This is a genomic window from Megasphaera sp. NM10 (genome assembly GCF_000417505.1).
GTDB lineage: Bacteria > Bacillota > Negativicutes > Veillonellales > Megasphaeraceae > Megasphaera > Megasphaera intestinihominis.
In genome coordinates this window covers 1-14,254 of record NZ_APHY01000038.1, presented here as the reverse complement: position 1 = coordinate 14,254, position 14,254 = coordinate 1, and the positions used below count along the sequence as shown (strand labels likewise).

General features: G+C 54.8%; 12 protein-coding genes. 7 read left to right on the top strand and 5 right to left on the bottom strand.

From position 1 onward, the window contains the following. Positions 1-118 precede the first annotated feature (118 nt). Both NM10_RS07580 and trpS read right to left on the bottom strand, forming a co-directional pair. Positions 119-1,603 (bottom strand): APC family permease, encoded by a 1,485-nt coding sequence (locus tag NM10_RS07580; RefSeq protein WP_020310999.1) that lies wholly within the window; start codon positions 1,601-1,603, stop codon positions 119-121. A gap of 189 nt (positions 1,604-1,792) precedes the next feature. Further along, the gene (gene trpS, locus NM10_RS07575; protein ID WP_020310998.1) at positions 1,793-2,779 is read right to left on the bottom strand and encodes a tryptophan--tRNA ligase; all 987 of its coding nucleotides are present in this window, start codon (positions 2,777-2,779) and stop codon (positions 1,793-1,795) included. Positions 2,780-3,193: 414 nt separating this feature from the next. Between trpS and NM10_RS15015 the strand changes: the two genes are divergently transcribed. The 3 genes from NM10_RS15015 to NM10_RS07565 all read left to right on the top strand — a co-directional run bounded on the left by NM10_RS15015 (position 3,194) and on the right by NM10_RS07565 (position 4,806). After that, a complete protein-coding gene (locus tag NM10_RS15015) occupies positions 3,194-4,036 on the top strand; it encodes a purple acid phosphatase family protein (protein WP_256378967.1) in 843 nt (280 codons plus the stop codon). After that, entirely contained in the window at positions 3,987-4,514 is a 528-nt protein-coding gene (locus tag NM10_RS15010; protein ID WP_256378966.1) for a metallophosphoesterase family protein, read from the top strand. The genes NM10_RS15015 and NM10_RS15010 overlap by 50 nt, the downstream gene beginning before the upstream one ends. 82 nt (positions 4,515-4,596) lie before the next feature. Beyond that, positions 4,597-4,806, top strand: a complete 210-nt coding sequence (locus NM10_RS07565; RefSeq protein ID WP_020310997.1) for a DUF1858 domain-containing protein — start codon at positions 4,597-4,599, stop codon at positions 4,804-4,806. Between the two features lie 326 nt (positions 4,807-5,132). On the opposite strand, the gene sstT is transcribed toward NM10_RS07565, so the two are convergent. From sstT to NM10_RS07550, 3 genes are all read right to left on the bottom strand, one after another. After that, a complete protein-coding gene (gene sstT / locus NM10_RS07560) occupies positions 5,133-6,380 on the bottom strand; it encodes a serine/threonine transporter SstT (RefSeq protein ID WP_020310996.1) in 1,248 nt (415 codons plus the stop codon). A 347-nt stretch (positions 6,381-6,727) separates the two neighbouring features. After that, complete coding sequence (gene ileS / locus NM10_RS07555; protein ID WP_020310995.1) at positions 6,728-9,523, bottom strand: isoleucine--tRNA ligase; 2,796 nt, start codon at positions 9,521-9,523, stop codon at positions 6,728-6,730. A 322-nt stretch (positions 9,524-9,845) separates the two neighbouring features. Further along, positions 9,846-11,252, bottom strand: a complete 1,407-nt coding sequence (locus NM10_RS07550; RefSeq protein WP_020310994.1) for an alanine/glycine:cation symporter family protein — start codon at positions 11,250-11,252, stop codon at positions 9,846-9,848. Between the two features lie 172 nt (positions 11,253-11,424). Between NM10_RS07550 and NM10_RS07545 the strand changes: the two genes are divergently transcribed. The 4 genes from NM10_RS07545 to NM10_RS13010 all read left to right on the top strand — a co-directional run bounded on the left by NM10_RS07545 (position 11,425) and on the right by NM10_RS13010 (position 13,643). After that, a complete protein-coding gene (locus tag NM10_RS07545; RefSeq protein WP_020310993.1) occupies positions 11,425-11,916 on the top strand; it encodes an HD domain-containing protein in 492 nt (163 codons plus the stop codon). Between the two features lie 14 nt (positions 11,917-11,930). Continuing rightward, a complete protein-coding gene (locus NM10_RS07540; protein WP_020310992.1) occupies positions 11,931-12,653 on the top strand; it encodes an NAD-dependent protein deacylase in 723 nt (240 codons plus the stop codon). A gap of 129 nt (positions 12,654-12,782) precedes the next feature. After that, a complete protein-coding gene (locus NM10_RS13015) occupies positions 12,783-13,277 on the top strand; it encodes a hypothetical protein (RefSeq protein WP_051132246.1) in 495 nt (164 codons plus the stop codon). A gap of 81 nt (positions 13,278-13,358) precedes the next feature. Continuing rightward, positions 13,359-13,643 (top strand): hypothetical protein, encoded by a 285-nt coding sequence (locus NM10_RS13010; protein ID WP_051132245.1) that lies wholly within the window; start codon positions 13,359-13,361, stop codon positions 13,641-13,643. The last annotated feature ends 611 nt before the right edge of the window (positions 13,644-14,254 follow it).

Here is a 14,254-nt window from a genome sequence, read left to right as displayed (position 1 = left end):
TTTGTTGAATATAGTGTAATACTTTACACTTTCTTTGTCAATATGTTATTTGCTTTTATTTTTATAAATCTGTGTTATTTTAACTTTCTAATTTTAAAGACAATCTTTGAGAAGGCATTTACAATTTGACCGTCTTCAGTTCACTCGACGGCAGGGTCGCTTCCCTGACTTCCGTATCCATGGCGACGTCGATATGGGTAGCGAAGCGTTCGCCGTATTTGGCCTTGCAGTATACGCCGAAGATGACGCCCAGCAGGGACCAGCCGGCTACCATGCCCCATTCCTGCGGAGCCAGGGCGGCACCGGAACCGGGGACGATGTACATGACGACCATGAAGGCCGACATGAGGACAGCCATGGCACCGACGAATTTATAGTGGCGTACCTTATAGGGACGGACCATGTCCGGCGCCTTCTTGCGCAGGATCAGGAAAGAAATGGAAACCATGCAGTAAGCCATGCAGCAGCCGAAGTTGCCGGCATCGACGACCCAGACCAGCATCTTGCGGCCGAAGAACAGGGCGGCAATGGACAAGACGCCGATGAGCAGGAGCGCGTTGACCGGTGTCTTATATTTGTCGTGCAATTTAGCAAAAGTATGAGGAATCATGTACGATTCAGCCATGGAATACATGGCACGGCTGCCACCGATGAGGAAGGAGTTCCAGCTGGTGACGACGCCGCAGATACCGCCGATGATGAGGACTTTGGCCATCATGGAACTGCCAAAGGCGACAGCCATGGCATCGGCCGTGACCAGGCTGCCGACGCCTTTCATAGCCAGGGCTATTTCACTCTGGTTGAGGATATAGCCGACACCGAAGATGATGAGAGCATAGAACAATACGGCCAGGACGATGGACAAAATCAGGATACGGCCGATTTTCTGCAAGGATACGGAAATTTCTTCGGCTGCCTGCGGGATGACGTCGAAGCCGATGAAATAGAACGGCGTCATGACGGCGATAGCCAGGGTACCCTTGGCCATTTCCGACGTCGTAGCGCCCATGAAGAGCTGGCCGTCCAGGTTGGCCGTCGAACCGGTCAGGACCGAAGCAGCCACAAAGACGATGCCGACGCCGCCGATGATGGCCGTCAGGATGGTCTGCAGGCGGGCAGCCGTCTTGGCACCGATGATGTTGATGGCCGTAATGGCGACAGCGATGATGACGGCCGCAGCCAGCCAGGTCGCATAGATGTCGAAGCCGCCGATGGTGTACAAGTAACCCATGAGGAAATCCGGGAACAAGTAGACGAGGATCGTCGGCAAAGCGCAAGCTTCAAAACAGACGACGCTGACATAGCCGAGGACGATCATCCACGTGCATATGAAGGAACCGATGGGCCCCATGGCCTTATAACTGAAGATGTGTTCGCCGCCGCACTGCGGCATAGCCGATGTCAATTCGGCATAAGTAAGACCGACAAAGAAAATCATGACGCCGCCGATGGCGAACCCCAGCATGGCGCCGAGGACACCGCCGCCGGTGATCCAATCCCCTGTCGATACGACCCAGGCCCAGCCAATCATTGCCCCGAAGGCGATGACCAGGACGTCCCAGGCATTGAGTACTTTGTCAAAACTAGACTTTTTCGCTGCCATATGGCACTCCCCCTTTATAACACAGATGACTTTACAAAATAAAAAAAGCAGAAGCACAGTGTCTGATGGCACCGTTGCCTCTGCTTTATTTATTTTTTCGATGTGTAAAGTATAATACTTTATTATTTTTGTTATGTCAATATAATATTTAAAATAAAGTATTAAGTTGTGTTGCCATATTTTTAATTTTTACTTCCGGTATAAACCCATGGCCTTGGCGGCTTTTTCGTAAGTGACGCTGGCCTTTGCGTGTGCCTTGGCAGCGCCCTTGTCGAGGATGGCGTCCAGTTCGGGGTCGCCGACGAGCTGGCGGTAACGCTGCTGGATCGGTTCCAGCGTCGAAATGATGGCATCGGCCACGTCTTTCTTGAAGGCGCCGTAGCCCTTGCCAGCGTAGGCCGCTTCGACCTGTTCGTGGGTCTGGTCGGTCAGGGCCGAGAAGATTTCAATGAGGTTGGAAATGCCCGGCTTGTTTTCCTTATCGTAATGGACGGAGTTTTCACTGTCCGTCTGGGCCCGCTTGATTTTCTTTTCGATGGCTTTCGGTTCGTCCAGGAGGTAAATCGTCGCCGTCGTGTTGTCGTCGGATTTACTCATCTTCTTGGTCGGTTCCTGGAGGCTCATGACACGCGTGCCGTCCTGGCCGAGGTAGATATCGGGAATGGTGAAGACTTCGCCGTAGAGGCGGTTGAAGCGCTGGGCCAGGTTGCGGGTGATTTCCATATGCTGCTTCTGGTCGTCGCCGACGGGGACGAAGTTGGTCTGGTACAAGAGAATGTCCGCAGCCATGAGTGGCGGATAGGTCAACAGGCCGGCCGGGATGGAATCGCCCCGTTTGGAAGCCTTGTCCTTATACTGGGTCATGCGTTCCAATTCGCCGACATAGGACAAAGTAATCATCATCCAGCCCAGGAGTGCGTGTTCCGGGACTTCCGACTGGACGAAGAGCGTCGATTTTTCCGGATCCAGACCGGAAGCCAGGTAGATGGCGGCCAGTTTCCGCGTACGTTCATGCAAAAGCTGCGGATCCTGAGGGACCGTGATGGCATGCTGGTTGACGACGCAGTAATAACATTCGTTGCCGTCCTGGATCTTCGAGAAATTGCGCAGTGCGCCTAAATAGTTGCCTAAAGTCAAGTTGCCGCTCGGCTGAATGCCAGAAAAAATAATAGACATGATGGATTCCTCCCTAGTTCAATAAAAAAATCCTTCCATCCCTCACATTAGGGACGAAAGGAAAGTCATTTCCGCGGTACCACCCTGGTTGGCAAAACTGCCCGGCTCATATGCACACGTAGATGCATTCTTTCCTGGTAACGGTGAAAGTTCCGGCAGGACCTACTCGCGTTCAGCCTGCATCTCCCGGGCCCATTCCCGCTCATGGCCTCTTCGCCGGACTTCCACTGCCACCGGCTCGCTGTCAAGGGTATCATGACGGTACTTGCTCCCGTTCATGGACGTTCTCTATCACTTTTGATGCATTTATCTTATATCGAAGCGAAGGCCTTGTCAAGTTTTTCTTTTTTGCTTGACTTGGAGTTGACTCCATGTCTTATAATGACTTATATCAAAAAAAACAGGAGGAATTCTATGAAAGCCAAATATAAAAAAATCATCGCCTTTTCCCTGGCCGCTGCCGTCATCGCCGCCGTCAGTGCCTATACCTGGCTGCCGGGTACGAAGACCGTCGCCAGACAGGGCGTCAAGGCCACCAAAGCCGCGGCGGCCCACTACCTGTCGACGGCATCCGTCGACGCTTCCAACATCCGCCAGGTCATCACAGCCGACAGCACGACGTCGCGGACCTTCATGTGGCAGTCGGACTACGCCGAAGAGAATCCTGTCGTCGAATACCGCCAAGCCGGCGACGACGATTCCCTCATACAGCTCCCCGCTTCCAGTGACGCCTTCAGCGACGATGGCGTGACGACGTATATCCACACGGCGGCCGTCAGCGATCTAAAACCGGGTACGGCCTATGAATACCGCGTCGGTGCCGGCGACAAACGCAGTGACTGGCAGTCCTTCCATACGGCCCAGGGCCATGACTTCAAGGCCCTCATCTTCCCGGATTCCCAGTCCAGCGACTACAGCGTCTGGGCCGCCACGGCCCAGCCTGCCTGGCAGCGCAACCAGGACGCCCAGTTCTTCATCAACATGGGCGACCTCGTCGATAACGGCCAGGACCATTACCAGTGGAACGCCTGGTTCGACGTCGTCGGCGACATGATCGCCCGCATCCCCGTCGTCCCCCTCCTGGGCAACCACGAAACGTATGACAAGGACTGGAAAGTCCGCATGCCCGAAGCCTACCTGCACCTCTTCGCCCTGCCTCGTATCGACAGGGAAAAATACCAGAACCAGTTCTACTCCTTCGACTACGGTGACGTCCACTTCGTCGTCCTCAACACGCAGTCTCCAGGAACTGGCTGACTTCGAGCCCAGCCTCGACGAAGACGAAGTGGCCTGGTTCAAGGAAGACATGGCCAAGACGACGAAGAAATGGAAAATCGTCCTCATGCACAAGGACCCGCTCCAGTACGGCTTCGCCAACCGGCCCCAGCCCCGAGAAGAAGGCTTCTCGCCCGAAGGCCGGCTGTGGATGCCCCTCTTCGACCAGTACGGCGTCGATGCCGTCCTCTCGGCCCATCTCCACACCTACCGCGACCGGGGCCATATCAGGAACTTCCAGCGCGATGAATCGGGCCCGCTGTACCTCATCACCGGCGTCGCCGGCAACGTCCAGTATCCGGGATTGTGGAAACAGCACAGCCTCGACGAATACGTCGCACCCCAGCCGGAAACGGACAATTACATGACCCTGGAAGCGACGGACGACAGCCTGACCTTCCGCAGCTTCCTGCCCGACGGCCAACTCTTGGAGGAAAAAAGTATTTCCTCGCACAAATGAAAAAAAGTATGATATAATAGATGCAATCCGGAAGTTCCTTCAAAACGGTACGGATACGAATTGACAAGGAGGAATAAAAATAATGGCACAGATTACAAAAGACACGGGTATCATTGAAGCCGTTCAGAAATATCCGCAGATCATTGAAATCTTCCAGCAGTACGGCCTCGGCTGCATTGGCTGCATGGCTGCTCACTTTGAAACCATCGGCCAGGGCGCTGGTGCCCACGGCATCGACGTCGACGCACTCATTGCTGACCTCAATGACTGCATCGCTGAAAGCGGGAAATAAGGTAGAAAAAAGCGTTGTCCTGACGGACAACGCTTTTTTAGTGGCTCGTGGCTAGCGGCTCCCCTTATAGGGGAGCTGGCCGCCGAAGGCGGTCTGAGAGGTTGCTTTTGACCAAGAAAAAGGACCCTCGCATGATGACGAATACCGTCATGCGAGGGTCCTTTTGCGGCCGGCGGACTGCATTATTCATTATAATCCGTGGCGGGCGCCCCACGTGGCGCCCCTACATGCGAACGGCGGCCTGCATTATTCGTCATAATCCGTGGCGCCCTACACGCGGACCGCGGACTGCGAACTGCGGACTGCGGAACGCCCAAGGGGCGTTCCTACCCTTGATGGCTGACTTCGTGGCCGCCACCCAGGTGTTCCGGATAGCCGCGCTGAGCAAAGTCGGCAGCTGCCGTGAAGAGGATGTCTGTCGACGAGTTGAGGGCCGTTTCGGTCGAGTCCTGGAGGACGCCGATGATGAAGCCGACGCCGACGACCTGCATGGCGATATCATTGGAGATACCGAAGAGGCTGCAGGCCATGGGGATCAGCAGCAGCGAGCCGCCGGCAACGCCGGAAGCACCGCAGGCGCCGATGGCCGAAAGGACGCTGAGCAAGAGGGCCGTCGGGAAGTCGACGGAAATGCCCAGGGTGTGGACGGCAGCCAGGGTCATGATGGAAATGGTGATGGCTGCGCCGGACATGTTGATGGTCGCACCGAGCGGAATGGTGACCGTATACGTATCGGGATTGACGCCGAGTTCCTTGGCCAGGGACAGGTTGACCGGGATATTCGCGGCCGAGCTGCGCGTAAAGAAGGCCGTGACGCCAGACGTCTTGACGCATTTCCATACCAGCGGGTACGGATTGCGGTGGATCTTGGCGTAGACGATGATCGGGTTGATGACGAAGGCGAAGAGCAGCATCGACCCTAAGAGAAGACAGAGCAATTTAGCATAGCCGATGAGGGCACCGATGCCGTTGGACGAAACGGAGTCGGCGACGAGGCCCATGATGCCGAGCGGAGCCAGGCGGATGATCCACTGGACGCAGGTCGTGACAGCGTCGGCACAGTCATCGAGGACGGCTTTCGACGATTCGGAGACGCGGCGGACGGCAACGCCGAACAGGCAGGCCCAGCCGAGGATACCGATGTAGTTGCCCGTCATCAGGGCGTGGACCGGGTTGTCGACGATGTTCTTGAGGATCGTCGTCAAGACTTCGGCAATGCCTTCCGGTGCCTTATTGCTGGCAGCCGATACGTCGAGCTGCAGCGTCAGGGGGAAGACGAAACTGATCATGACGGCAAAGAAAGCCGCTAAAAAAGTACCGATGAGATACAGGATGATGACATCTTTGATATTCGATTCGTGGTCTTCCTGTTTGCGGCTCAGTGCAGCGGCGACCAGGACGAAGACCAGTACCGGGGCGATGCCCTTCAAGGCCCCGACGAAGATGACGCCGAGCAAGGCCAGTTCCTTCCCTGCTGCCGGGAAAGCCATAGCCACGGCGATACCGATGACCAAGCCGATGATGATCTGCTTGATCAGGCTGATGCGGTTCAATGCATTCCATAAACTATGCATAAATAAAACCTCCTACCCTAATTCCATGTTACAAATGTATAATGTATGAATACACTTGTTTATTATAAAGCAAAAGCCGTAAATTTTCAATAAAAAAAAAGAAATCTCATGTAAAGCTCTTTGTTATCACGTAGGTTTTCTTTGCCTTTGATGTATGATGTTTGACGAAAGGCTCTCCTCATAGGAGAGCTGGCCGCCAAAGGCGGTCTGAGAGGTTGATTTCTCAGCATTTGTAGTTTTTAGTGGATAGCACTAAATTTAAAACCATCCGCTAACTGCTAGCCGCTGACTGCTAAAAAAAGGGGCTGTCGCACGTGTGACAGTCCCTTTTTTCATATATCAAACTTTTATTCACTTAATACGGCAGCGCAGCGGGCGCAGAGGGTCGGATGGTTCGGATCCGAGCCGACAGTGTCGCTGTGGATCCAGCAGCGTTCGCATTTTTCAGCTGTCGACGGAGCGACGACGACTTTCATGTCGCCGTGGTCTTCACCGGCAACGGCTTCAGCCGGGGCTTCGCCTTTGACCAGTTTGGCTTCGCTGACGATGAGCAGCGTGGCCAGCTGATCCTGCCACTGGCTGAGGAAATCGTAGTCTTCGCCATCGGCATAGATGGTGACGGCTGCGTCCAGGGCATGGCCGATCTTGTGTTCCTTACGGGCGCCTTCGAGGACACGCGTCAAATCGCGGCGGTACGACAGGAACTGAGCCCAGCGGGCATCGAGGTCAGCGTCGAGATATTCTTTGTGAGCCTTGGGCCAATCGGTGAGCAGGACACTTTCTTCCTTGCCTTCGACAGCGGGCATGTTCTGCCATACTTCTTCGGCCGTGAAGGACAGGACCGGTGCGACGATCTTGACCAGCGTATCGAGGATGATGTACATAGCCGACTGGGCGCTGCGGCGGATATGGGAATCAGCCTTTTCCGTGTACAGGCGGTCTTTGATGACATCCAGGTACATGGCGCTCAAATCGACGGTGCAGAAGTTGTGGATAGCGTGGTACATGACGTGGAACTGGTAGTTTTCATAAGCGTCGGTGACTTCTTCGAAGACCTGTTCCAGGCGCAGGAGAGCCCATTTATCGAGGTCCGTCATGTCCTGGTAGGCGATCATATCCTTCGCCGGATCGAAGTCGGCCAGGTTGCCCAGGAGGTAACGGAAGGTGTTGCGGATCTTGCGGTAGACGTCGGAGAGCTGTTTCAAGATCTTCGGCGACAAGCGGATATCGCCCTGGTAGTCAGCCGACGATACCCACAGGCGCAGGACGTCAGCGCCGTATTTTTCGATGACTTCCTGGGGAGCGACGGTGTTGCCGACGGATTTACTCATCTTGCGGCCTTCGCCGTCGACCGTGAAGCCGTGGGTCAGGACCGATTTGTACGGAGCATAGCCGTTGACGGCAACCGACGTGAGCAGGGAGCTGTTGAACCAGCCGCGATGCTGGTCCGAGCCTTCCAGGTACATTTCGCAGGGATAATCGAGGTCCGGGTCATTTTTCAGTACGCCCTGATGGGTGCAGCCGCTGTCGAACCAGACGTCCATGATATCCGATTCCTTGCGGAAGTGCGTGCCGCCGCAGTGCGGGCATTTATAGCCTTCCGGCATGAGTTCCTTGACGTCGTGCATCCACCACGTATCGGAGCCTTCTTTGGCGAACATCTTCTGCAAGTGAGCGATGGTTTCATCGTTGATGATGTGTTCGCCGCAGTCTTCGCAGTAGAAGATAGGAATCGGCACGCCCCAGACACGCTGACGGGAAATGCACCAGTCACCGCGGTCGTGGATCATATTGTAAATGCGGTCATGGCCCCAGGACGGAATCCATTTGACCGTGTCGATGGCATCGAGGGCTTTCTGGCGGAAGCCGTCGACCGAAGCGAACCACTGTTCCGTAGCGCGGTAGATGATCGGTTCCTTGCAGCGCCAGCAGTGCGGATACTGATGGCGGAACGTGCTCTTGGCAAAGAGGGCGCCCAGTTCAGCCAGTTTCTTGATGACCGGTACGTTCGTATCGAAGACGAACTGGCCTTCAAAGCCGGGGACCTTGTCGGTGTAACGGCCCGTGCCGTCGACCGTGCCCAGCGGCTTGAGGCCCCAGGCAGCGTATTTCTTGCAGACATCAAAGTCGTCCTGGCCATGGTCCGGAGCGGTATGGACGAGGCCGGTACCAGCTTCGAGAGTGACGTGGTCGCCGAGGATGATGGGGACTTTACGGTCATAGAAGGGATGCTTGAAGACCAGGCCTTCGAGCTGTTTGCCCGTCATGACGTCGGGCAGGACTTCGTAGTCGTCGACTTTGCCGGCTTTCATGGTCGGTTCGACCAGGTCTTTGGCCATGAGCAGGTATTCGTCGCCGATGCGTACCCAGACGTATTCAAAGTTTTCGTTGGCACTGATGGCGACGTTGCAGGGAATGGTCCACGGCGTCGTCGTCCAGATGAGGGCGAAGACTTTGTCCGGATCGGCACCTTTCGGCATATGGCAGCTGAGGTCGACGGACTTGAATTTGACGTAAATGGAGAAGGATTTATCATCCTTGTATTCGATTTCAGCTTCAGCCAGGGCCGTTTCGCAGTGCGGGCACCAGTAAACGGTCTTCAGGCCTTTGTAGATGTAGCCTTTCTTGGCCATTTCCCCGAAGACGCCGATCTGAGCGACTTCGACGGGCTTGCGCAGCGTCAGGTACGGATGGTCCCAGTCACCGAGGACGCCGAGGCGGATGAAGTCTTTCTTCTGTTCTTCCACGCGGGCCAGGGCGTAGTCACGGCATTTGGCACGCAAGTCGAGGGGGGCCATTTCGTGGCGGTTCAGGCCCGTATCTTTGATGACGGCGTGTTCGATAGGCAGGCCGTGCGTATCCCAACCGGGAACGTATTTCGTATAGCAGCCCTGCTGGGTCTTATATTTGAGGATAATGTCTTTTAATACTTTATTCAATGCATGGCCGATGTGGATCTTGCCATTGGCATACGGAGGACCGTCGTGAAGAATGAACTTGGGCGCACCGTCCCGTTTCTTCAAGCGTTTTTCATAAATCTTGTTGTCCTGCCAGAATTTCAAAAAGTCCGGTTCCCGTTTCGGCAAGTTGCCGCGCATGGGGAAATCGGTCTGAGGCAGATGTAAAGTCTTACCGTAATCCATTGTGTTTCCTCCTCTGAATCTGTGAAAAAAAATAACGTCTCCGTCCCAAAAAGGGACGAAGACGTAATCACCGTGGTACCACCCTATTGACTGCCGGAGCAGCCACTTTGACGCGCAATAACGACGCGACCCGGCAGCTGGTTCGCAGCTGCAGCTCCCAAGTGATCCGCCAGCATGCGGCCTTTTCCGGGCTCACACTATCCCCGGTTCGCTGAAAAGGCACAGGCGACACTGGCCGTCTTGTTCATCGCTTTTCATTTTTTATGACAATTACTTGTACATAGACGTATTGTAAAGGCTTCTCCCCCATTTGTCAAGAGGCTTACTTCCAATACTGGACCGTACTTTCATCAATACCGATGGAAGCCGCCTTGAAGACAGGGTTCCTGCCTTCCTTCTTCTGCTGCTGATAGTCGCGCATGGCCTTGACGGCCGTGTTGCCCAGGATGAAGCAGGCCGGGATGTTGATGAAGCACATGACGGCCATGAGGATATCGGCAATATCCCAGACAGCGGCCATGGACATGCCGGCGCCGACGAAGACGACGAGGACGCAGACAATGCGGAAAGTATTGACGAAGCCGTGGGACGGCGCGCCCTTGTGGATGAAGCGGATGCAGTTATCGACATAGAACAAGTTGCCGATGAGCGTGGAAAAACCGAAGAGCAGCATGCAGATCGTAATCAGGAGCGGACCGAAGCCGCCGAAGACGGCCGTAGCTGCATTCTGGACGTAAGCCGCACCGGCTACTTCCTTAGTGATGGGCACGCCCGAGAAGAGGCCCATGAAAGCCGTAGCACTGCAGACCAGGAGGGTATCGATGAAGACCGACAGCATCTGGACCAGGCCCTGTTTGACCGGATGGCTGACATCGGCTGCGGCTGCTGCATTCGGTGCCGAACCGATACCGGCTTCGTTGGAATAGAGGCCGCGCTTGATACCGTAGACCATGCAGGAGCCGGACACGCCGCCGAGGATGGACTGGAAGTCGAAGGCATCGGCGAAGATCATGGCGAAGACCTGCGGCAGGCTGGTAATGTGGAAGACGATGACGATGAGCGCTGCCAGGATATAGATGCCGCCCATGAGCGGAACCAGGACCGATGTGACCTTGATGATGCGCTGGCCGCCACCGATGAGGCAGTAGGCGACGAGAGCCGCAAAAATGGCGCCGATGATCCACGGCGTCGTCGTCGGGTCGTAGAAGCTGTAGACCAGGAACGTCGACTGCATGTTGAACGAGCAGAGCAGGTTGAAGCCGCCGGCATAAGTCACGATCAGGGAAAAGGCGAAGAGGACGCCGAGCCAGCGCTTGTGCATGGCCGTTTCAATGTAGTAGGCCGGACCGCCGTAGCTGTGGCCCAGGGGATTGCGGCGCTTGTAAATCTGGGCCAGCGTGCTTTCAATGAAGGCCGTAGCCCCGCCGATGATGGCCAGAAGCCACATCCAGAAAACGGCACCGGGACCGCCCAGGCAGATTGCCGTCGAGACGCCGATGATATTGCCCGTACCGACACGGGACGCCGTCGAAACCATGAGGGCCTGGAAAGACGATACTTTCCCGGCTTCCGTCGGTTTTTCCATGACGACGCGGATACTTTCCGGGAACAGGCGCAGCTGGACACAGCGCGTCTTCCAGGAAAAAATAAGGCCGGCTGCAATGAGGATGACCATTAAGATAGGATAATAAAGGACATCATCGAGGTAGTTCAGGACAGCCATAATCATAGAATCACATCCTTACCATAAAAATAAAAATATAAATAAAAATTAAAAAAAGTCCTATAAAAAGGATACGGTATGATGTGATAATCTGTCAATAGGCTATGGATGGTTTGTATCAGGCCGTTCCTATCTTCCCGGCCCTGTAGTATAATGAAACAGAAAGGCAGGGATTTACATGACAGCTATTGAACAAGTAATACAGAAGGCTATCGCCTTCGACCACGGCGATGCCCGGCGCATCCATCATTTCCTCAAGGTCTACGCCTATGCCGACACCATCGGCCGCCTGGAAGGACTGCCCGAAGACCAGCAGGACATCCTGCGCACGGCTGCCGTCCTCCACGACATCGGCATCCACGCAGCCGAAGAAAAATACGGTTCCTCGTCGGGCAAATATCAGGAAATCGAAGGACCCGCCCCGGCCAGGGCTATCCTGGAAGAACTCGGTGCTGACGAAAAGCTCATCGACCGGGTCTGCTTCCTCATCGCCCACCATCACACCTACGACGGTGTCGACGGACTGGACTACCAGATACTCCTGGAAGCCGATTTCCTGGTCAACGCCTACGAAGACCAGCTGAAACCGGAAGCCATTGCCACCTTCCGCGACAAGGTATTCCGCACCCCGTCGGGCCTGCAGTTATTGAAAGACACCTACAATGTATGAAAGGGGTAATTACGATGACAAATATTGAAAAATTCGTCGACATGGTAAAAAATTCCGATAACATCGTCTTCTTCGGCGGCGCCGGCGTATCGACGGAAAGCGGCATCCCCGATTTCCGCAGCACCGACGGCCTGTATAACCAGCACTATAAATACCCGCCCGAAACGATCCTCAGCCACTCCTTCTTCATGGACAACACGGAAGAATTCTACCGCTTCTACCGCGACAAGATGCTGGCCCTCGACGCCCAGCCCAACATGGCCCACATCAAGCTGGCCGAACTGGAAAAAGCCGGCAAATTGAAAGCCATCGTCACCCAGAACATCGACGGCCTGCACCAGAAAGCGGGCAGTAAGAATGTCCTGGAACTGCACGGCAGCGTCCACCGCAACTTCTGCATGCACTGCAACAAATTCTTCGACGCCGAATACATGAAGAATTCCACAGGCATCCCCAAGTGCGACGCCTGCGGCGGCACCATCAAGCCCGACGTCGTCCTCTATGAAGAAGGCCTGGACAACGACGTCATCGAACAGTCCCTGTACTACATCAGCCACGCCGACATGCTCATCATCGGCGGCACGAGCCTCGTCGTCTACCCCGCTGCCGGCCTGGTCCGCTACTACCGCGGCCATAAACTGGTCCTCATCAACAAGTCGAGCACCGACATGGACAGCGCCGCCGACCTGGTCCTCCACGACCCGATTGGCGAAGTCTTCAGTCACGTAAAATTATAAAGAAAAGGTAAACTTCCTTCTCATTTGACACACAGTCATAACACATCGTAGTATACTAGAGGCAGTGTATAATTTTATGCACTTTTCTGCATACGCAAAAAGAATGAGAAGAAAGAAGGTCTTTTATTCGTGAAGAAACAAGTAGTCTGTACCCTGGCAGCCGCTTCTGACGAAGGCAATAATCCCTATGTCGATTTGGCCAAAGTGGACTACAACTTCGGCAGCAAGAACTGGGAACTCAGCGTCGGCCGCAATGACGTCTACCGCATCGGCCGCGACGCCTACGGCCTGCAGTACTTCGATGCCCTCGACGGCGCCGAACTGCGCTATCACAACGATAACTTGGCCATCACCACAGGCTACGGCAAATTCAAAGACGGCAAGAAACCCGGTGTCGATACAGTGAAGCCGATTTCCGACGCCGCCCATTCGGATCACTTCAGTACGGATGGCCTGAAGACGGGCTACGGTGAAATCGACGCCTTCTTCGGCGGCGGCAAGGCCGCCCGTTCCGAAGCCGGTTTCTACTACAACCGCCTTCATCAGTCCAACCACAGTTCGGGTGAAGACTATTTTGCCAAATATATCGCCGGCTACTTCGTCCGCGGCAACTACGGCAAATAGAGCGCCCTGGCCAACTACGAACACATCGGCTTCAACGCAGGTGTCAAAAACGTCGACGGCCAGGACTACGGCGACGCCTGGATGGGCACCCTCCAGTACGGCAAAGCCGACTTCCACACGCCCGGCAGCTGGGATGCCTGGCTGGAATACCTCGACCTCGACGACGGCTCCTTCATGGGCGGCAACCCCTTCACGTGGCGCTTCTCCAGCGACATGGACAACCAGCGCAGCTGGGGCATCGGTGCCGACTACATCGTCGCCAAGAACCTGAAATTCAGCGTCATGCAGTCCTTCGCCAGCCAGGCCAAGACCGGCAGCCCGGACCCCCACGAAATGACCCGCATCCACTTCCAGATGCTGTTCTAGTAGGGGCTTGCACGTGGCAAACCCGCCCCAGAATATGAGCGATTTTCCAACTCGGGGAGAGCGTTTCCAAATGCCCAGCGGGTCGCCCACGCGGCGACCCCTACCGCACAATCTACTATTCCCCTTTTTCCACTAGTTCTCGTTCATATATTATCCGGTCTTCCTCGGTAAAAACGTTGAAGACGACTTCTATCGGCTCATGTTGCCGCAGCCACTGCGATACGGTGGTTACGACAAGGTGGGCTGCTTCTTTTTTAGGAGATCCAGGAATACTTAGGCCCCGACGACGCTGATGCGCTGATTGATGTGATGGCCCTTTTCGATTTCATCGACCATGGCGATGGCGTAGTCAGCATAGGAAATATTACATGAAAAAAGGAGCTGTCGTACGAAGACAGCTCCTTTTTCTGTAGGGGCGGGCCGCCTGTCAAGAATAACATCGTTTACATTTTGTGCAAGGACATCCTTTACACTTTATGCAAGCACATCGTTTACAAATTTCTTCTTATTGAAGCTTTAATTTTCCTTCTAACGAGGATCGTTGTGAATCAGATAAGCCCGTTTCATCAGGAATACTTGCTTATTTACGTCAATCTTCCCGATGATGAWTD